This is a genomic window from Janthinobacterium sp. 1_2014MBL_MicDiv (assembly GCF_001865675.1).
Taxonomy (GTDB): Bacteria; Pseudomonadota; Gammaproteobacteria; order Burkholderiales; family Burkholderiaceae_D; genus Janthinobacterium.
Genome location: NZ_CP011319.1, coordinates 5,691,047 through 5,710,846 on the forward strand (window position 1 = coordinate 5,691,047; position 19,800 = coordinate 5,710,846).

Here is a 19,800-nt window from a genome sequence, read left to right on the forward strand (position 1 = left end):
CGCAAAGGGAGCCAGATGGTCAGGGACTTGGAACAATACAGCGCATGGCGCCAGGACGTGCTGGCCGCCTTGCAGGCTTACCGGCAGGCCGCCAGCGCGGCGGGCCTGGTCGACGGCGCCTCCGCGCTGCGCCTGGCGCGCTGTGTCTCCCGCCTGCTCGATGACCGCCTGTCCGTGGCCTTCGTGGCGGAATTCTCGCGCGGCAAATCCGAGCTGATCAACGCCATCTTCTTTGCCGACTACGGCCAGCGCATCCTGCCCTCGGGCGCGGGACGCACCACCATGTGTCCCACCGAGCTGCTGTACGACGCGGCCTGGCCGCCGTCGATCCGCCTGCTGCCCATCGAGACGCGCGCGCAGAACCTGTCGACCAGCGACTACCGCGACCTGCCCGCCGCCTGGACCGTCCTGCCCCTGAACATCGATGCGGGCGGCGACATGCAGGAAGCCATCCGCCAGGTCAGCCTGACGAAAAAAGTCGGCGTCGAGGAAGCGGCGCGCTACGGCCTGTACGATGCCGACGACGCGGATGCGCCGGCCATGCTCGACGAGAACGGCCAGGTGGAAATCTCGATGTGGCGCCACGCCATCATCAACTTCCCCCATCCGCTGCTGAAACAGGGCCTGGTAATCCTCGACACGCCCGGGCTGAACGCCATCGGCACTGAGCCGGAACTGACGCTGAACCTGATCCCGAATGCGCATGCGGTGCTGTTCATCCTGGCGGCCGACACGGGCGTCACGCGCAGCGATATCGAGGTATGGCGCAACCATATCGGCGCCGGCGCCGGGCGCCTGGTGGTGCTCAACAAGATCGACAGCATGTGGGATGAATTGCGCGGCGACGCCGAGGTGACGCAGGCCATCGAACGCCAGCAGGCCAGCGTGGCACATCTCCTGACGCTGGACGCGGGCCAGGTCTTCCCCGTCTCGGCGCAAAAGGCCCTCGTGGGCAAGATCAACCACGACGCGGCGCTGCTGGAAAAAAGCCGCCTGCAGGCGCTGGAAACGGCCCTGTTCGAAGGCCTGATCCCCGCGCGCAAGGACATCATCCGGCACCAGCTGGGGTTCGACCTCGATGCGATTCAAGCGGCGCAGCAGGTACAGGCGGCGGCGCGCGCGCGCGGCATCGCCGAGCAGCTGCACGAGCTGCATAGCCTGCGCGGCAAGAACCAGAGCGTGATCGCGCACATGATGCGCCGCATCGATATCGAGAAGAAGGAATTCGACAGCAGCCTGTTCAAGCTGCAAGCCACGCGCGCCGTCTTTACGCGCCTGTCGACGGAGCTGTACACGAGCCTGGGCATGGACATCGTGCGCGACGATATCGACGACGTGCGCGCCGCCATGCAGCGCAGCCGTTTCTTCACGGGCCTGCGCGACGCCATGCGCCAGTATTTCGAACGCATCGCCCGGAACCTGGACCGCTCGGAAGGCAAGACCGCCGAGATCACGGAAATGATGCAGGTGATGTACCGCAAGTTCGCCACCGAACATGGCCTGGCGCTGGCCGTGCCGATGCCGTTTTCGCTGGCCCGCTACCGCCAGGAGATCGCCGATATCGAAGCCGTGTATCACAAGCAGTTCGGCACGGCGACCCTGATCACCACCAGCCGCGTGGTGCTGATGGAGAAATTCTTCGATACCATCGCCTCGCGCGTGCGCCGCAGCTTCGCGGCCGCCAACGACGACGCCAGCGCCTGGCTGAAAGTCATCATGGCGCCGCTCGAAGCGCAGATCGTCGAATACAAGGAACAGCTGAAACTGCGCTTCGCCTCGATCCAGCGCATCCACGACGCCACGGGCAGCCTGGAACAGAAGATCGCCGGCTTTGAAGCCAGCCTGGCGGCGCTCGAACGCGACAAGGCGCAGCTGGCGCAACTGGCCGACACCTTGCGCGCGGCCAGCGCGACATAAACAACATCGAACAACAGAACACTGGAATCCTGCATGAAACGTCTGCTGCATCCGCTGACGCCCTCCCCGGGCGCAGCTCAGTTTGAAAACGCGCCTGAAAACTATGTCGACCCGACTTTTTCCGCCACCGTCATCGCCTGGCAAAAGCAGCATGGCCGCCACGCGCTGCCGTGGCAAAACACGCGCGATGCCTACCTGATCTGGCTGTCAGAAATCATGCTGCAGCAAACGCAGGTCACCGCCGTGCTCGGCTATTACGCGCGCTTTCTCGAACGCTTTCCCACCCTGCGCGAGCTGGCCGACGCGCCCGTGGAAGACGTGATGGCGCAATGGAGCGGCCTCGGCTACTACACGCGGGCGCGCAACCTGCACAAATGCGCGCAACGCGTGGTGGCCGAATACGACGGCATCTTCCCCAGCGACCCGGCCCTGCTGGCCGAGCTGCCCGGCATCGGCCGCTCGACGGCCGCCGCCATTTCCGCGTTCTCCAGCGGCACGCGTGCAGCCATCATGGACGGCAACGTCAAGCGTGTCTTTGCGCGCACGTTTGGCATCGACGCCTATCCAGGCGAGAAACGGGTCGAGGAAGCCATGTGGCGGCGCGCCGAAGCCCTGCTGCCGGAAACGGGCATCGAAGCCTACACCCAGGGCTTGATGGACTTTGGCGCCACCCTGTGCACGCGCAGCAGCCCCGATTGCGGCCGCTGTCCGCTGCAGCCGCGCTGCGTGGCCTACGCCACCAACCGCACCAAGGACCTGCCCGTGCGCAAGCCGAAGAAAACCAGTCCGGAAAAGCATGCCGTCATGCTGGTCGTCATCGACGACGGCCAGGTGCTGCTGGAACAGCGGCCCGGCTCCGGCATCTGGGGCGGCCTGCTGTCGCTGCCCGAGCTGGACGGCCACGTGCTGGCCGGCGAAGCCGCACCACGCGCCATCGACGAGGGTGCGCTGGCGCGCGCCGTGGCGCCCTTCGGCGAAATCGAGACGCAGGAGCGCTTGCTGCCTATCGTTCACGTCTTCACGCACTACAAGCTGCACATCGTGCCCTGTCGCATCACCCTGGCGCGGCGCCTGGCGCTGGCAGGGGAAGCGTCCCACGTCTGGTATGACGGCGCCAGGATCGCCGACGCGCCGCTGCCGGCGCCCATCAAGAAACTGCTGCTGGACCTGTTCGGCGATGCGCGCCAGGCGCAGCGCAGCATGTTCTAGTGCGGCGTTTTGTACTGCTCGCGCTGGCGGCGCTGTGCCTGCACGGCGCCCATGCCGCGGATGACCTGCCCGAGGTGCGCATCGGTGTGCTGGCCTACAAGGGCGGCGACGCCGTGCAGCAGGACTGGTCGTACGTGACGCGCCACCTGCAGGCCAGCATTCCCGGCGTGCGCTTCGTGCTGGTCGACTATGACCAGGCGGGATTGACGCGCGCCGTGCAGTCGCAAACGATCGCCTTTGCCGTCACCAGCAGCGGCCATTACGTGGCGCTCGAACACAGCGACGGCGCCAGCCGCATCGCCACGCTCGAATCGCCGTGGACGGATACGCCGCGCCTGGCCATCGGCTCGGCCATCGTGGTGCGCAGCTCGTCGCCGCTGCATGACCTGGCCGACCTCGCGGACAAGAACGTGATGGCGGTGGCGCCTGACGCCTTCGGCGGCTACCAGATCGCCGCGCGCGAATTGCGCGAAGCGGGCCTCGATCCCGCGCACGATTTCGCCAGCCTGCGCTACAGCGGCTTCCCCTCGCAACAGATCGTCGAGGCAGTGCGCGCCGGCCGCATGGATGCGGGCATCGTGCGTACCTGTTTGCTCGAGCAGATGGTGGCGCGCGGCGAAGTGCAGGCAGACGAGCTGCGCGTGATCACGACGCGCCCGGTACCCGGTTTTCGCTGCGCCACCTCGTCGCGGCTGTATCCGGACTGGCCGTTCGTGGCCTTGCGCCAGACGCCGGCGCCGCTGGCCAAGCAGGTGGCGCTGGCCCTGCTGGCCATGCCGCGCACCAGCGAAGGCTACAGCTGGACGGTGCCCAGCGATTACCAGATCGTCGATGAACTGTTCCGCGAACTGCGCATCGGTCCCTACGCCTACCTGGACAAGCTGACCTTCGAGACGGCGCTGCGCCGCTACTGGGGCTGGATGCTGCTGGTGCTGGCCCTGCTCGTTGCGTGGGCCGTGCACACGGTACGCGTGGAATACCTGGTCAGCCGGCGCACGGAGCAGCTGCGCGCGGCCCAGCACCAGCAGCGCGCGCTGGAAGAACAGGCGCGCCAGCGCCAGGCCACGCTCGATCACACAGCGCGCCTGGCGATCCTGGGCGAAATGGCCAGCGCCATCGCCCACGAATTGAACCAGCCGCTGGCGGCCATCGGCAATTTCGCGCGCGGCATGGCGCGCCGCATCGCCGCCGGCCGCCTCGATGCGGCGCCGTTGCTGGACGGCGCGCAGGAAATCGCCACGCAAAGCGAGCGCGCCGGCGCCATCATCCGGCATATTCGCGCGATGGCGCAAAAGCGTCCCGCGCACAGCACGGCCTTCGCCCTGGCCGACGCCGTGGAGCAAGCCGTAGCCCTGTTCCGCGCCGCCCATCCGCAAGCGAACATCCGCTGGTCTCGCGAGGCCGCCAGCCCCGCCGTGCGCGTGCTGGCCGACCCGCAGCAAGTGCAGCAGGTGCTGCTGAACCTGCTCAAGAATGCGCTCGATGCGCAGATGGAAAACGACAATCCCGAGCACGCCATCGGCGTGCTGCTGCACCGCGAAAACGGCGCCTGCATGGTGGCCGTGCGCGACGCCGGCTGCGGCCTCGCCACGGAACAGATGGCGCGCCTGTTCGAACCGTTTTTCACCACCAAGGCAGAAGGGCTGGGCCTGGGCATGTCGCTCAGTAAAAGCATCATCGAATCGTTCGGTGGCAGCCTGTCGGCCCACGCCAACGCCGATGCGCCGGGCTTGACGGTCTGGTTCCGCCTGCCCGAAGATAGCAATATGGAAGCAGACCAGGAAAGACACGAGGAAACACCATGAATGAAAGCGATGCCATCATCTTTGTCGTCGACGACGACGCCGCCATGCGGCGCTCGCTGGCCTACCTGTTCGACTCGGCCGGCTGGAAAGTGGAGACGTTCGAGTCGGCGCGCGACTTCCTGCAGCGTTACGATGGCCATGCGCCCGGCTGCCTGCTGCTCGACGTGCGCATGCCGCTGATGAGCGGACTCGAACTGCAGCAGGAACTGTCGCGCCACGCCATCTCCCTGCCCGTGATTTTTTTGAGCGGCCACGGCGACCTGGCCATGGCCGTGCAGACGATGAAGGCGGGCGCCTGCGATTTCCTGGAAAAACCGTGCAAGGACCAGGTACTGCTCGACGCCGTGACGCGCGCCGTGGCCCGCAGCCTGGACGAAGGCCGCAGCGCCGCCAGCACGCATACGGCACAGGCGACGCTGGCGACATTGACGGCGCGCGAGCGCGAAGTGGCGCTGCTGATGGCCGAAGGCAAGGCCTCCAAAGTCATCGCCCGCGAGCTGGGCATCAGCGACAAGACGGTGCAGGTGCACCGCCATAACACGATGGAAAAACTGGGCCTGCATTCAGCAGCCGAGGTGGCCCGGCTGCTGATGGCCGGCGGACAAATCTAGGCCCGCACGATACGCGCCGGCAGTCCCTGCCGCACCGACGTGCCCGAGACGGGATCGACAAACACGTTCTTGTCGCCGCGGCTCGGGTCCGTCAAACCCAGGTCATTCAAGTTGATGCCGGCGCCGATGGCCGGCTCGTCGGGCTGGCGCAGCTTGCCGATGCGGTGGGCCCTTGCGCCGTGCTCCTTGTGGCCGAAGCCATGTTCGACGGCGATCACGCCACGCTGCACGCCATGGCGCAGCATCACCGTGGCCCTGGCCCTGCCGCCCGGCGTTTCCAGATAGATCTCGTCGCCATTTTCCAGCTTCAGCCGCGCCGCATCGTCGGGATGCACGGCGACGGGATTGTCGGGATGGATGCCGCGCAGGCGCCGCGCGCCGATGCTGTACGAGTTTTGCAGCGCCGATTTGAAGCTGATCAACTCGAACGGCCACTCGCTGGCCGGATACGCCTTGCGCACGGGCGTGCCATCGGCAAACGCCGCCACGCGCCAGGCGGGCGTACCGGGAAAACGCTTGCCACTCAAGCTGTTCTTGCTCACGCCCAGGCCCTCGTTGTACAGCATCATCGGTTTCAGATAACGGTGCGTGGACCAGTCCTGCGGATACGGCGTTTCGTCCGCGGCCGGCGCGGGAACGACCGGCGCCTTGGGGTTCGCCGGCGGCGGCAGGCGCAGGCCGAACATCTCGCCATAGCTCTGGTAGCGCCCTCCCCGCGCCAGCATGAAGGCCACCTTGCGCCACTCCTCCGGCTTCAAGGTGCGTTCCAGTTCCGGGCGGATGCGGGCCACGCCGGAAAGCGCAATATCGTCGTCGCTCGCCTCCGGCACTGGCGTTTTTCCTTGCCAGGCGATGTTGGCGCCGCCGCGCAGATACCAGTCTTCCGCGCATTGCAGTGGGAAGCGCCGGCCCTCCATATCCTGCAAGGCCTCGGGGCCGAAGCCAGGCAAGTCCATCGTTTTCGCCAGCGCGATGAAGAACGATTCCATGCAGATGGTCTGGCCATCGGGCGTCTTGTGCACGCGCGGTTCGGCCACCGGCCAGCGCGCCGTGCTCATCTTGACTGGCATGCCGCCCCAGGCGCCCGCCCAGCCCCAGCTTTCGTACAGCAAAGTATCGGGCAGCAGGTAGTCGGCAAAGGCCGAGCTTTCGTTGATGAACGGGTCAATGGCGACGATCAGGGGAATCTTCTTCGGATCGGCCAGTTCCTTGCCGATCTGCGCGCGCAAGCCCGTGATGCCATACACAGGATTGCAGCTCCACAGTATCAGCGCCTTCAATGTGTACGGATAGCCATTCATGGCGCTGGTCAGCCACTCGGTAGCCAGCGCGGGCGCGTTCGGATACCACGGCGCCCTGGCCGGATACGCCTTGCCCGCTTCTTTCTTCAGCTTGAATTCCGAGGTTTTCTCATATGGCACATTGCGCCCGATCGGCATGCCGGCCGCCTTGATCTCGCCATCGAAACTCTCGAGGTTGTAGCGCGGGCCAGGGCCCGCATCCTTGAAGCTGCCGCCGTTGACGAGGGTGCCGCCCTTGCGGTTCAGATTGCCGATCAGGGTATTGAGCATGACCAGCGCATACGCGTTATAAAAGCCCGCGCCCGACATCATGCCGCCGTGCGCATTGACGGCGGCGCGCTTGCCATGGCTGGTCAGTTCCCGCGCCAGGCCTTCGATGATGTCGCGCGCAATGCCGCAGGCGGCCGCGTATTCATCCATGCTGTGGCGCTGCGCTTCCTCGTTGAGCATCGTCATGGCCGTCTTCAGGTGCACGGGCGCGCCGGCGACATCCAGCGGGCCATCGAAGAACAGCCGCGCCTCGCCCCTGGCCGCGCTGTGCGGCACGATCGCTTGCGTGGCGGCGTCGATCACGCAGAACGGGTCGCCATCCTTGTAGCGCTCTTCTTCCGCCAGTTCCACCGCGCCGATATCGGAGCCGCGCAGGTAGCGGCCATCGCGCGGGTGGCCCTTTTCGTTGATGACCAGGTGCGTGGCGTTGCACCAGGCGGCCTCGCCCGCCGCTTCGGCCACCGTCAGGTTGGGCTGTGCGAGGAAGTGACGGTCATAGCGTTCCTGCTCGATGATCCAGCGTATCATCGCCATGGCCAGCGCGCCGTCCGTGCCCGGCTTGATCGGTACCCAGCGGCTACGGTCGCCCGCCGCCAGGCTGTCCGCGTTCGTCAGCACAGGGTCGACCACGACGTAGCTGAAATCGCGCTTGCCCGAGCGGGCCTTGGCGATCAAGGTGCCCTGGCGCTTGAACGGATTGCCCGCATTGCCCGGTGCCGTGCCGACGAAAATGCAAAATTCCGTGTTTTCCAGGTCCACTTTCGCATGCGGCATTTTCTTCATGTCGCCGAACATGGCGCCCGAGCCGCTGCGGTAGGCGCCGCCGCAATACGAACCATGGTTGACCAGGTTCAAACTGCCGTACGACTGCTTGAAAAAGCGCGTGCCGAACGCCAGGCGGCCATCGTCGGTGCTGCACATCAGGCCCACCTGGTTCACTTGCGGGCCCAGTTCCGGCTGCGCCGCATCGATCGGCTTTTCCAGCTCGCGCAAGGCGCGCAAGCCCTGCACGTGGCCTTCGCCAAACAGGTCGCCCCCTTCCGTCACTTCCTTGACCAATTGGTCAAAGGCGATCGGCTCCCAGCGGCCGCCGCCGCGCGGTCCCACGCGCTTCATGGGCGCCAGCACGCGGAACGGCGACTCCATCTGCTCCAGCACGCCGTTGCCGCGGCCGCAAGCGGTGGAGCGGCCTTTCAGCCCCTTTTCCTCGAAGCGCGACAGCGACACGAAGCTGTCGCGTATCGGCGTGGCATACGGCAGCGCCGGGTCGGCCGACATGGGGCTGTACGGATTGCCCGCCACGCGCAGCACCTTGCCGCTCTTCTTGTCGAGGCGCACGCGCACGCCGCAAAACGTGGTACAGCCCATGCACATGGTGTAGCTCACTTGCTGGTCCGGATTGACGGTCAGCTTGCCCGTGGCCGTGTCGACGGAAAACTCGGGCGGCAGGGAATTGCCGTGCAGTTTCTGCACAGGTTTATCTTTACCCAGCGCGTGGTCGACCATGCGGCCGGCCGTGGTGGAAAAACTGGCGGCAAACGCGGCCAGGCCGCCACCGATGGCGCCGTAGCGCAGCAGCTTGCGGCGCTTTTCTTCCTCGGCGCTGCGGTCTTCTTGCGGGTCTGGTGTGGTGTGATCGTTCATGATTCTCTCCTTAATGCGTGGCCATGGCGGGACGGGTGCGCGCCGCTGCGTGCGACATCGCGGCACGGCCAGCCCATGGCAAAAATTCCAGCATCAGCAACAGCAGCGCGATCCACAGGCCGGCCGTGCCGATAATCCCCAGCAAGCCGTCGTTCCCCATCGGCAGGTGGTAGTCGTACAGGCCGGCGCCCGTTTTCGGGATCGTCTGGCCGCCGATGAAGATCGTCCAGCGCATCATCCATGCGCTGTGCAGCGCGATCAGGCCATTGGCCAGGCCGCTCGTGGCAGGACGCCAGATGGCCAGCGCCATCGGCACGATGGACGACAGCACGGCCCAGACGGCCGTGAACTGCCATTGCGGCATGCCGGCCACCTGGGTAAATGCCATGCTGTGGCTGGCGCTCACGCCGGACAGACTGACGAACAGCCAGCCGCCGCCCAGGGCCAGCACCAGCGCCAGCGACAGGGCCAGCGCGCGGTTCAGCGATACTTCGAGCGCCAGCTCGCGGCCCGGCAGGCAGCGGTTGAACAGCAGCGCCAGGCCAACCGCTCCCACAAAGGCGGTGGCGGCAAACTGCGCCGGCAGGAAGGGCGTGAACCACAGCGGACGGGCGCGCACCACCATCACTTCCATGCCCGTGTACAGGCCCACGACGAAGGCGGCCAGCAAGGTGAAGGCGGCGGCGATGACCATGGCGCGGCGCGAGGCGGCGCCACCGCGTCCCAGCAGGCGATAGGCGAAGGCCAGGCGGTCCTGGCCCTGCCCGCGCGCGGCGAAGTCGCTGCGCAGCGCCAGCCACGCATACAGCATCAGGCAGCCCAGGTAGAGGGGAATGAAGAACGAGCCCCACGACATCCACGACTGCGGCTGGAAGTAAAGATAGAAGTGGTAGAAGCGGCCCGGCCCGTGCAGGTCGGCCAGCAGCGCCACGGGCGCCGTCATGCCGCAGACGAGGGACGCCAGCAGCGCGATGCGGCCCAGGCGTTCATACGCCTTGCGGCCGAAGACGAAGTACGGCAGGGTCAGCATGAAGCTGCCGTAACTGAGGCCGATGAGGAAAAAATACTGCACCGCCCACGGCAGCCATGCCGCTTCGCGCGTGACGTTGACAATCTCGGTGATGTGGCTGTCCATGGTTTATTTCCCGTGTTTGCTTGGTTGCCAAAGAGTCGCCTCGCCCTCGACGTGGCCGGCGAAGCGCGTGTCCAGTCCCAGGTAAAACACGTGGGGCTGGGTACCCTGCTCGGGTTTCAGCACCTTCACCTTGTTCTCGGTGAGCAGCTGGTGCACCATGCTTTCCGGGTCATTCAGGTCGCCGAAGATGCGCGCGCCGCCCACGCAGGTTTCCACGCAGGCCGGCAGCAGCCCTTCGTCGACGCGGTGCGCGCAGAACGTGCATTTGTCGGCCTTGCCCGTTTCATGGTTGATGAAGCGCGCGTCGTACGGGCAGGCCTGCACGCAGTAGGCGCACCCGACGCAGCGGTCGCCGTCGACGACGACGACGCCATCCTTGCGCTGGAACGTGGCGCCCACGGGACAGACGGGAATGCAGGGAGGATTGGCGCAGTGGTTGCACAGGCGCGGCAGCATGTAGGTGCCGCAGCGGTTCTCTTCCTTGACTTCATAGGTCGAGACGATGGTGCGGAAGCTGTTTTCCGGCACGGCGTTTTCCATGATGCAGGAGACCGTGCATGCCTGGCAGCCGATGCATTTCTGCACGTCGACCACCATCGCCCAGCGCTGTCCGCCCTCGCCCTTCGTTGCAGCCTTGCTGGGCAGCGGCGCGATGGCGGCGCCGATGGTGACGGCTGGCAGGGCGCGCAAGAAACTGCGGCGCGATTCGATCATGGCACTCTCCTTGACGATGGGCGGCAAGCCCTTGTTGACTTGCTGCCATGATAGAAAAGAAGGTGCTACGAGGGTATTGGGGTGATCGGGTGGGAAGCTAGATGATCATGCCAATTGACAGGACCGAAAATGCGGAGTAGGTCGGATTAGCGCGCAAGCGCGTAATCCGACAACCTTGTTGGCAGGGATGGTGGTGGTGTCGGGTTACGCCGTTCCGGCTAACCCGACCTACAACTCATCCAGAGAATACAGCCTGCGGTGCTCGCGGATCGCATAGCGGTCCGTCATGCCGGCGATGTAGTCGGCGATCTTGCGCGCCTGCTTCGTGACGTCATCGCCGCTGATTTGATAATCGGGCGGCAGCAGCGCCGGTTCGGCCATGAAGCTGTCATACAGTTCGCGCACGATGCGGCTGGCTTTCACGCGCATGCGGTTGACCTGGTAATGGCGGTACAGGTTGGCGCGCAAGAAGCGCTTCAGCTCCGTCGCGTCACGGCGCATGGCGTCCGAAAAACGGATCAGCGGCGGACTGGCGCGCACTTCATTGACGTCGCGCGGCGCGGCATCCGCAATCAAGCGGTTCGAGGTAACGATCAGGTCGTCGGCCAGCGCCGTAATCAGCCGGCGCAGGGTTTCGTAGATGGCGCGCCGGCCCGACAGGCCGGGAAACGCCTGCTGCACGTCGCGCCACAGGCGGCCAAAGAATTCGACCTCTTCCAGCTGGGCGATGGTGATCAGGCCCGAACGCAGGCCATCGTCGATATCGTGGCTGTTGTAGGCGATTTCATCGGCCAGGTTGGTCAGCTGCGCTTCCAGCGTCGGCTGCGTGCGGTCGATGAAGCGCTGGGCCACGGGGCCCAGTTCGCGCGCATGCGCCAGCGAGCAGTGCTTCAGGATGCCTTCGCGCGTCTCGAACATCAGGTTCAAGCCGTCGAAGGCGCCGTAATGCTCTTCCAGCGTATCGACCACGCGCAGGCTTTGCAGGTTGTGTTCGAAGCCGCCGTGGTCCTGCATGCATGCATTGAGCACGTCCTGCCCCACATGGCCGAACGGCGTGTGCCCCAGGTCATGCGCGAGGGCGATGGCCTCGACCAGGTCTTCGTTCAGGCGCAGGTTGCGCGCGATGGAGCGGCCGATCTGCGCCACTTCCAGGCTGTGCGTCAGGCGCGTGCGGAACAGGTCGCCCTCGTGGTTGAGGAAAACCTGGGTCTTGTATTCGAGGCGGCGGAAGGCCGAGGAGTGGATGATGCGGTCGCGGTCGCGCTGGAACTGGCTGCGCGAGGCGTGCGGCGCCTCGGCAAAGCGACGTCCCTGCCCCTGTGCCGAATGGGCCGCATACGGGGCGAGGAAGTCTTCAGGCGTCATGGCTATTGCACTCCGGCGGCCAGGGTGGCCAGCACCAGTTCATGCGGCGCGGATGTGATGCACGGGCTGCCCAGCGGTTTGAGCAGGATGAACTTGATGGCGCCGCCCTCGTTCTTCTTGTCCACTTCCATCAGTTCCAGCCAGCGCTCGACGCCGAGGTCGGGCGCCTTGACGGGCAGGCCGGCGGCGGCGACGAGCATGCGCACGCGCTCGACCATCGCCTGGTCGATATAGCCCATGCGGCAGGACAGGTCGGCCGCCATCACCATGCCGCAGCCGACGGCTTCGCCATGCAGCCAGTGGCCGTAGCCCAGGCCCGCCTCGATGGCGTGGCCGAAGGTGTGGCCGAAGTTCAGGATGGCGCGCAGGCCGCCTTCGCGCTCGTCCTGGCGCACCACGTCGGCCTTGATTTCGCAGGAACGGGCGATCGCATATGCGAGGGCGCCCTTGTCGCGCGCCATCAGCTTGGCCATGTTCGCCTCGATCCAGTCGAAAAACGCCGCATCGATGATGGCGCCATGCTTGATCACTTCGGCCAGGCCCGCCGACAGCTCGCGCGCCGGCAGGGTTTCCAGGGTCGACGTGTCGGCGATCACGGCGCGCGGCTGGTAGAACGCGCCGATCATGTTCTTGCCCAGCGGGTGGTTGATGCCCGTCTTGCCGCCGACGGAGGAATCGACCTGCGCCAGCAGGGTGGTCGGCACCTGCACGAAGCCGATGCCGCGCATGTAGCTGGCCGCCGCATAGCCGGTCAGGTCGCCGATCACGCCGCCGCCCAGGGCCACCAGCGTGGTCTTGCGGTCGCACTTGTTGGCCAGCAGCGCATCGAAGATCTGCATCAGGCTGGCCCAGTTCTTGTATTCTTCGCCGTCCGGCAGGACGATGCTGATCACTTCGCGGCCATCGCTGGCCAGCGCCGCCTGCAGGCGGCCCAGGTACAGCGGCGCGACGGTGGTATTGGTGACGATGGCCACCTTGTGGCCGCTGATATGGCGCAGCAGCGCATCGGCGTCGGCCAGCAGGCCGGGACCGATGGCGATCGGATAACTGCGCTCGTCGAGGTCTACGCTCAACAACATTTTGGATTGCTCGTTCATCGAAGGCTCTGCATGAATGACGCAGTTGGGCGAGGCCTCGCATTCGAGGCTGGCCAGCTGCATCAGGATGGTCTGAACCATCGATTGTACGTTAGGACGGCCCGTGTCGATCACAATGTCGGCCACTTCCATGTAATGGGGCTCGCGCTGCGCCGTCAATTCCTCCAGCTTGCCGCGCGGGTCGGCCGTCTGCAGCAGGGGGCGGTTCTTGTCATGGCTGGTGCGCGCAAGGATGTTGCTGACGCTGGCGCGCAGGTACACGACCGTGCCCCGCTCCTTCAGGTAGGCGCGGCTGTCGGCATTGAGGATGGCGCCGCCGCCGGTGGCCATGACGATGCCCTCCTGCGCGCTCAGGTCGCGGATGACTTCGGCCTCGCGCCGGCGAAAGCTGGCCTCGCCCTCGATTTCGAAGATCCACGGGATGGTCGCTCCCGTGCGTGCCTCGATCTCGTGGTCGGAATCGACGAAGCGCAAGCCCAGCTTGCGGGCCAGGATGCGCCCGATCGTGGTCTTGCCTGCGCCCATGAGGCCTACTAAAAACAGATTTTGCATTTGCTGCGACAATTAATTTGGGTTACGACAATCAGTGGCCTGCCCGTACGGACTGATGACGCCTGGAGGAGAAACATCCAGGCGGTTAAAGTCCGTCGCCAGCCCCGGAAGCAAAGTGTAACCGACATAAGTTGCCTCCGTCCCGGAACTATTGCCCCGAATCGTCAATTCGACGTCCAGCCAGTTGGCCCTGTCGCGCGGATAAGTCAGCGTCACGCTGGCCGTTCCCGTGCTGTCGGTCTTGCCGCCCGTCGACAGATTCAGGGGAATGCCGGGGTCGAGACGGCCATTCCGGTTCAAATCGTTGTTCAGATCCAGGGTGCCGCTGCGGTCCTTGTCTTCATTGTCACATGTCCACGTTGACGCCACAACCCACGCGGCGGCGGCCTGCGAATACTGCAGATAGCCCTTGTAGTAATGACGGGGCCAGGCGGCGGCCGTGATGATCACGTCCGGCACCGGGTTGCCGGCGGCATCCGTGACGAACACGGTGTAGGTCTTGCGATAGGTGCTGCTGTCCGTGGCGTCGAGCGCGTTGCCGCTGCCGGCGCTGATGAACAGCGCCTTCTTCGTCACCGTCAGCTTGACCGTGGCGGCATTGTTCGACACCCCTTGCAGCTGCGCCTGGACGACGACGCCATCGACCCCGGTCGTTGCCTGGCCCGCGATATAGCTGACCGTCGCCATGCCATCGCTGTCCGTCGACACCACCGACGGCGAACTGAGGGAACCGTTGCTGGCGTCGGCGAGGATGGAAAAGCCGACCTGGGCATTCTTGACCAGGTTGTTTTGCGGCGTGCCGTCGCGCACGATGGCGCGCAGGGCGCTGCGCTGCGCGCTGCTGCCAGCCGTATTGACGCCGATGACGGCCGGATCGGCTTGCAGGGTGATGCTGGCCTGGGCCGTCAGCGGCGCGACAAACTCCACGTCCGACTGTACCGACACGCCGCTGCCTTCGTATCTCGCCGTGAGGGCGGTCAGGCCGGCGCCGCTGGCCTTGACGTAGGCGATGGCGTTGCCGCCAACCAACGCCAGCGGTGCCTGCAGCGGAGTAGCGCAGCCCGCGTCCTGGTAAATGGTGCCGCGCGAGGTACTGAAACGCACGTTGCCCGTCTGTGGCACGCCCGCCACATCGCTGTGCACCGCCACCGCATAGCAGGTATTCGTCGTCAGGCTGGTCAGCGCCACATTCGCGCCCGACACGGCATTGATGGTGAAATTCGAGGCATTGATAGCGATAGGCAACAGTACGCTGTCGCCCTGCGCCTTGACGCTGATGCTGTCGCTGCTGCCCGCCTGGGCGTTGTAGCTCAGCACCAGCTGGCCGTTGTTGTCAGTCAGGGCCGGGCTGGCGCCGCCGCCCTTCACCGTCAGCGCATTGAGCTGGGCGCTGAACGCCACCGATTTGCCCACCAGCGGATTGCCGCTCGAATCGACCAGTTTGACCACCATGTCGGTGCTCGTCTTCAGGTTGACCGTGGAAAAGGCACTGATGACCAGCTTGGTGCCGCTGACGCCGACATCGGTGCTGGCCGTCTGCGCGCCCGCGCTGGCCGTGACCTTGATCGTGCGCAAGCTGGCGTCGCCGCCCGTATTCAGACTGACCAGCGCCTGCCCCTGCGCATTGGTGCTGACCTTGGTCGCGCCCAGCGCGCCCGAATCGGCGCTGAATGTCACGCTGGCATTGGGCACGACGGCATTGTTGGCATCCTTGACGAAGGCGATCACGTTGACGGCCGTGCCACCCGACGAGGCCAGGGTGCCGCCCGACGACGTCAGCAACAGGCTGGCGATGCCGGAAGTGACGGGCACGACTTTCACCACCACCGCTGGCGATTCCACGCCCGCGCTGCTGGCCTTGATGGTGATGTCGCGCAGCGTAGCGTCGCCCTTGATGCTGAGCTTTTCCGTCACCGTGCCGTTCGCATCGGTGACGCGATTGGTGGTGCTGACGGTGCCCGAACTGGCGCTGAAAGCCACGGTCTGGCCGGACAAGGCGTTATTGCTCGCATTCTTGACGATGGCCGTCAGCACCACTTCCGTGCCGTCCGCGCCCGACGCGGCGATCGTTGTCGCGCTGGCAATCAGTGCCACGCTGCCGACACCGGCATTCGCCCCATCCTTGACGCCCAGGGTGGGATCGCCGCCACCGCCGCCGCAAGCGGCCAGCAAGGCGCCCAGCGCCAGCACGGCCAGCCAATTCAATGCCCTGCTCCAAGAAGTATTGCCTAAAGAAAAATTCCGCATAGTCGCCATCAGTCCGCTTTCGTCTGCATTGTTACTTAAACGTAAAGATGTGACATTAACGTGTTGCTGGCCGATCTGCCACTATTTTCGGCGTAATAAACACCATCAGTTCGGTTTTTTCTTGACTGCGGCCCGTGCTGCGAAAAAAAACGCCGAGAACCGGGATGTCGCCCAGCAGCGGCACCTTGCTGTCCGTGCCCCGTTCGGACTGCTGGTAGATGCCGCCCAGGACCACCGTGCCGCCATCCTCGACCATCACCTGCGTGCGCACATGCTTGGTGTCGATGGCGAAGCCGGAACGGGTTTCCTGGCCCACGCTATCCTTGTTGACGTCCACTTCCAGCACCACGTTGCCGTCCGGCGTGATTTGCGGCGTCACTTCCAGGCGCAAATTCGCCTTGCGAAACGTGATCGAGGTGGCGCCGCTGCTGGTGGCCACCTGGTATGGCAATTCGATGCCCTGCTCGATCAGCGCCAGCACCTTGTCGGCCGTCACGACACGGGGACTGGAAATGATCTTGCCCCGGCCATCGGCCTCCAGTGCGGACAGTTCCAGGTTCAGGAAACGGTTGGCCGCCGCCGAAAACAGGCTCAGGGCAAAGCTGGCCGGCGGCACGCCGTTGATGCTGGCGGCCGGCAAGTTGACGAATTGCGTGTTCGGCACGAAGGCGCCGGCGCCCGCCACGGTCTGCCCCGTCGCCTCGCCCACGCCCTGGTAACTGCCGCCGACGGCCACGCGGCGTCCGCTGCCGCCCAGCGAAAAGCCGGGAACGGCTCCCTGCGCCAGGCGCTGGTCGGAAAACCCCAGGCGCGCGCCCAGGTTGCGGCTGAAGCTGTCGTTGGCCTCGACGATGCGCGCCTCGATCAGCACCTGGCGCGTGGCGACATCCGTCTTGGCGATCAGCAGGCGGATCTGCTCCAGGCGCGCCGGCACGTCGGTGACGAACAGCTGGTTGGTGCGCGGTTCGATCAGCACGCTGCCGCGGCGCGACAGCAGGCGGCTGCGCCCCTCGCCCGCATCGAGGCCGAACACCGTGCGGAACGCCTCGGCCTTCTGGTAATTGAGCTGGAAGATGGCCGATTGCAGCGGTTCGAGTTCCGCGATCTGCGCGCGCTGCTCCAATTCCACCTTTTCGCGCGCGAGGATTTCCTCGCGCGGCGCGATCCACAGCACGTTGCCATTGCGCCGCATGTCCAGGCCCTTCGCCTGCAGCAGCACATCGAGCGCCTGGTCCCATGGCAAGTCGCGCAAGCGCATGGTCAGGTTGCCGGCCACGCTGTCGCTGGCGATGATATTTTGCCCCGACACATCGGCCAGCACATGCAGGGCCGCGCGCACGCCCACGTTCTGGAAGTCGACGGAGATTTTCTCGCCCGCATACAGGCGCGGCGCCGTCACCAGCACCACGGCATCGTGGGCGCTGCCGCCCGCATGCAGGCACAGCGCTATGGCCATGCCGAGCAGGCGCGGCCTCATGGCGCCGCCTCGGCCACGCCATCCTTCGCGGCGGCGGCAGCCGTAACAGCAGTGCCAGCAGCAGTAGCGACAGCCGCGGCGCCCGTCGCCTGCAGGGCCAGGCTGCCGCGCCGCTCGCGCCAGGGACCGCCCGCCTCGCGCAGCAGTTCACGATACTGCACGGCTTGCTCGCTGATGCCCGTCACCACCCCATGGTCCTGCCCCAGGTGCTGGCCCAGCTCCACCCGGTGCACGCGCTGTCCCGCCAGCAGCAGCGCGCTCAGGCGGCCGGCATGGCGCACGCTGCCCACCATGGACAGGGCCGGCATGGCCACGCTCTCCAGCGCTTCGCGGCGGCGGCGCAAATCCGGCCCCGCCACGCCGGTGCCCGCTTGCCCCGACAGGGGCGCACCGAACGGATCGGCAAACCCGGCGCCCTCGTACGCCCGCGGCACGAAGACGGGCGCCGCTTGCCACGCCAGCGGCGCCGCCGGAACCGGCACGGCCGGCAAGCGCGCTTGCGCCGCCCGTTCCTGCGCGTCGGGCAAGCGGTAGGCTTGCAGCACGCCATCCAGGGTCACGCTGCCATCCTTGCCTCCGGTCAAGACCACCCCGTGCACGGTCACGATGCGCGGCAGGCGCGCCAGGTCCGCCAGCAACTCGCCCATGGCGTGATAGGCGCCGCGCAACTGCACGGTGATCGGCAGCGCCACATAGTGTTCCTGCGGCTGGGGCGAGCCCGGCTTGAACAGGGTAAATTGCACGCCGCGCGACTGGCCCGCCGCAGTGATATCGCTCAATAGCGCCGCCATCTGCTGGCTGTCCGGCAATTGCTATTCCAGCTTGGCCAGTTCGGCGCCTGCCTGGCGCTGCCGCTCGCGCCACGCCGGCAGCTGGCCCGCGCGGATCCTGGCCAGCTGATAGGCGCTGCGCAGGCGCGCCTCTTCGCCATCCGCAGCGTGCACGGCGGCAAACAGCCCATCCAGCCAGACGAAGTGCAGCAACGCGGCGGCCAGCGCAGCAACAAGGGCCACAGCGCTCAGGCGGGCCGGCAACGGCCACAGCGACGCTTTTTTCAGGCTCAGCATGATCAGCCACCTCCCGCTTTCCTGGATGGCGGGGCAGGCGCCGCCGGACTTGTCCATGCCAGCCGTATCGTCCATTCCACGGCGCCCGCGCCCTCGCGCACTTCCAGCAATTCCGGGGCCGACTGCGGCGCCGACTGCGCCAGCGCCAGCAGCAGCGCCGCCACCGCGTCCTGCGTGGCGGCCTGCCCTTGCAGGCGCAAGCCCGATGCCTCCTGCCGCACGCCGTGCAACGCCACGCCCGCCGGTACGGCCTGCGCCAACGCGCCCAGCATGGCCACCCAGGCGTTGCGCTGCGCCTGCAGCTGCCCGATGGCTTGCCGGCGCGCCGCCAGCAGCGCCGCCTCGCGCTGCAGGCGCCGGCCGCCGGCCAGCACGCCATCGAGCTGCCGCATGGCGCTGCGCCAGCCTTCCTGGCGCAGCGCCTGGTCGTCGAGCCGCAACTGCAGCCAGGCGCCCGCGCCCAGCGCCAGCAGCAAGCCCAGCATCGCGCCGCCGCCCAGCAGCCACAGCAGCTCTTGCACGCGCCGCCGCCGCGCCGCATGACGATAAGGCAAGAGATTGATGCGCACCACTTGCGCCGCGGCCCTCATCGGGCGTACCGGTGCAGGGCCAGGCCCCAGGCCAGCTGGTACGCCGCGCCGCCATCGGGCAAGCCTTGCCAGCCGCCGTGGGCGATGGCCGCCTGGCGCGCCAGCGCCTCGCTATCCATGACGACGGCCAGCAAGCCGGCCGCCGTGGCCACGTCGAGGCGGCGCTGCACGCTGGCGCGCCGCGCCGCCACCAGCAGCACGTCGACCTCCTTGCCTGGCGCGCCGGCCAGTGGCGGCGCCGGCCCGAGCACGAAAAAATCCAGGCTGGCGTCTTCCAGCGCAAACGGCATGTATTGGGCGGCTTCCAGTTCCACGAGGATTTCCAGCTGCTCGTCCGGCAATCCGGCCGGCAGGCGGATCGCGTGCGTGATCAGGGCCGTGGCGGGCATGGCCAGCGCCACGCGGGTACACGCGCTGCCGCTATTGCGCCATGCCTGGCGCACGGCGGCCGCCATGCCGTCCACATCCTCGATATTGCCCTCAAGCATCACTCCCGGCGCCAGCGCGGCGGCGCCGCAATGGCGGCACGACAGCGTGCCCCGCCGGCGCGCCAGTTCGACGACACGCACGCTGTCTTGCCCCATATCGACGCCGAGCAAGCCTGTGGCCAGAAGACTGCGGATGGACATGTTTTTCATGGGGAAATGGGACCATGCGACGGCGGCTGCCATCCAAAATCCTAGTCCCGGCGCCGCCCGCGTGTAAACGGATTTCCCGCCTGTGCCTGCGGCGCGCGGCCACTATCTGGCCCGGCCGTGATCTGGCGCAGGAAAATTGTTACCAAATCCTGGTTGCCAGC

Annotated in this window: 14 protein-coding genes and 1 pseudogene; 4 read left to right on the forward strand and 11 right to left on the reverse strand. The window is 66.4% G+C overall.

Annotated features, from left to right (window positions below; all coding sequences use genetic code 11):
• The first annotated feature begins 15 nt into the window (after positions 1-15).
• The 4 genes from YQ44_RS24660 to YQ44_RS24675 are packed head-to-tail and all read left to right on the forward strand — an operon-like array spanning position 16 to position 5,542.
• Complete coding sequence (locus YQ44_RS24660) at positions 16-1,917, forward strand: dynamin family protein (RefSeq protein WP_071325633.1); 1,902 nt, start codon at positions 16-18, stop codon at positions 1,915-1,917.
• Positions 1,918-1,950: 33 nt separating this feature from the next.
• On the forward strand, positions 1,951-3,126 hold the full coding sequence (gene mutY / locus YQ44_RS24665) for an A/G-specific adenine glycosylase (RefSeq protein WP_071325634.1): 1,176 nt from the start codon (positions 1,951-1,953) through the stop codon (positions 3,124-3,126).
• A complete protein-coding gene (locus YQ44_RS24670) occupies positions 3,126-4,931 on the forward strand; it encodes a sensor histidine kinase (protein ID WP_083412033.1) in 1,806 nt (601 codons plus the stop codon). Before mutY ends, YQ44_RS24670 begins: the two co-directional genes overlap by 1 nt.
• A complete protein-coding gene (locus YQ44_RS24675; RefSeq protein ID WP_071325635.1) occupies positions 4,928-5,542 on the forward strand; it encodes a response regulator transcription factor in 615 nt (204 codons plus the stop codon). Before YQ44_RS24670 ends, YQ44_RS24675 begins: the two co-directional genes overlap by 4 nt.
• On the opposite strand, the gene YQ44_RS24680 is transcribed toward YQ44_RS24675, so the two are convergent.
• From YQ44_RS24680 to pilM, 11 genes and pseudogenes are all read right to left on the reverse strand, one after another.
• Positions 5,539-8,757, reverse strand: coding sequence for a molybdopterin dinucleotide binding domain-containing protein (locus YQ44_RS24680; RefSeq protein ID WP_071325636.1), 3,219 nt, complete (start codon positions 8,755-8,757; stop codon positions 5,539-5,541). The genes YQ44_RS24675 and YQ44_RS24680 overlap by 4 nt on opposite strands.
• Positions 8,758-8,767: 10 nt before the next feature.
• Positions 8,768-9,892 carry an NrfD/PsrC family molybdoenzyme membrane anchor subunit gene (nrfD, locus tag YQ44_RS24685; protein ID WP_071325637.1) on the reverse strand — a complete coding sequence of 375 codons (1,125 nt, stop codon included), beginning with the start codon at positions 9,890-9,892 and terminating at the stop codon, positions 8,768-8,770.
• Between the two features lie 3 nt (positions 9,893-9,895).
• Positions 9,896-10,606: a sulfate reduction electron transfer complex DsrMKJOP subunit DsrO gene (gene dsrO, locus YQ44_RS24690; protein ID WP_071325638.1), complete on the reverse strand. Its 711-nt coding sequence runs from the start codon at positions 10,604-10,606 to the stop codon at positions 9,896-9,898.
• A gap of 228 nt (positions 10,607-10,834) precedes the next feature.
• A complete protein-coding gene (locus YQ44_RS24695; protein ID WP_071325639.1) occupies positions 10,835-11,971 on the reverse strand; it encodes a deoxyguanosinetriphosphate triphosphohydrolase in 1,137 nt (378 codons plus the stop codon).
• Positions 11,972-11,973: 2 nt separating this feature from the next.
• Positions 11,974-13,593: a bifunctional shikimate kinase/3-dehydroquinate synthase AroKB gene (gene aroKB / locus YQ44_RS24700; protein WP_071325640.1), complete on the reverse strand. Its 1,620-nt coding sequence runs from the start codon at positions 13,591-13,593 to the stop codon at positions 11,974-11,976.
• A gap of 39 nt (positions 13,594-13,632) precedes the next feature.
• A complete protein-coding gene (locus tag YQ44_RS24705) occupies positions 13,633-15,825 on the reverse strand; it encodes an Ig-like domain-containing protein (RefSeq protein WP_232250988.1) in 2,193 nt (730 codons plus the stop codon).
• 97 nt (positions 15,826-15,922) lie between these two features.
• Positions 15,923-17,248: pseudogene (locus tag YQ44_RS24710) on the reverse strand (type IV pilus secretin PilQ); the annotation flags it as partial.
• 92 nt (positions 17,249-17,340) lie between these two features.
• Positions 17,341-18,123: a pilus assembly protein PilP gene (locus YQ44_RS24715; protein WP_198043818.1), complete on the reverse strand. Its 783-nt coding sequence runs from the start codon at positions 18,121-18,123 to the stop codon at positions 17,341-17,343.
• Between the two features lie 33 nt (positions 18,124-18,156).
• The gene (locus YQ44_RS24720) at positions 18,157-18,411 is read right to left on the reverse strand and encodes a hypothetical protein (protein WP_071325643.1); all 255 of its coding nucleotides are present in this window, start codon (positions 18,409-18,411) and stop codon (positions 18,157-18,159) included.
• Between the two features lie 2 nt (positions 18,412-18,413).
• Positions 18,414-18,980: a PilN domain-containing protein gene (locus tag YQ44_RS24725; RefSeq protein ID WP_198043820.1), complete on the reverse strand. Its 567-nt coding sequence runs from the start codon at positions 18,978-18,980 to the stop codon at positions 18,414-18,416.
• 17 nt (positions 18,981-18,997) lie between these two features.
• A complete protein-coding gene (pilM, locus tag YQ44_RS24730; protein WP_198043828.1) occupies positions 18,998-19,630 on the reverse strand; it encodes a pilus assembly protein PilM in 633 nt (210 codons plus the stop codon).
• Positions 19,631-19,800: the final 170 nt, after the last annotated feature.

What these genes read in the sequence shown, in the direction of transcription:
- YQ44_RS24660 (WP_071325633.1), top strand. Translation starts at nt 16, where the DNA reads ATGGTCAGGGACTTGGAACAATACAGCGCATGGCGCCAGGACGTGCTG.
- mutY (WP_071325634.1), top strand. Translation starts at nt 1,951, where the DNA reads ATGAAACGTCTGCTGCATCCGCTGACGCCCTCCCCGGGCGCAGCTCAG.
- YQ44_RS24675 (WP_071325635.1), top strand. Translation starts at nt 4,928, where the DNA reads ATGAATGAAAGCGATGCCATCATCTTTGTCGTCGACGACGACGCCGCC.
- YQ44_RS24680 (WP_071325636.1), bottom strand. Translation starts at nt 8,757, where the DNA reads ATGAACGATCACACCACACCAGACCCGCAAGAAGACCGCAGCGCCGAG.
- nrfD (WP_071325637.1), bottom strand. Translation starts at nt 9,892, where the DNA reads ATGGACAGCCACATCACCGAGATTGTCAACGTCACGCGCGAAGCGGCA.
- dsrO (WP_071325638.1), bottom strand. Translation starts at nt 10,606, where the DNA reads ATGATCGAATCGCGCCGCAGTTTCTTGCGCGCCCTGCCAGCCGTCACC.
- YQ44_RS24695 (WP_071325639.1), bottom strand. Translation starts at nt 11,971, where the DNA reads ATGACGCCTGAAGACTTCCTCGCCCCGTATGCGGCCCATTCGGCACAG.
- aroKB (WP_071325640.1), bottom strand. Translation starts at nt 13,593, where the DNA reads ATGGGCGCAGGCAAGACCACGATCGGGCGCATCCTGGCCCGCAAGCTG.
- YQ44_RS24720 (WP_071325643.1), bottom strand. Translation starts at nt 18,411, where the DNA reads ATGCTGAGCCTGAAAAAAGCGTCGCTGTGGCCGTTGCCGGCCCGCCTG.
- pilM (WP_198043828.1), bottom strand. Translation starts at nt 19,630, where the DNA reads ATGTCCATCCGCAGTCTTCTGGCCACAGGCTTGCTCGGCGTCGATATG.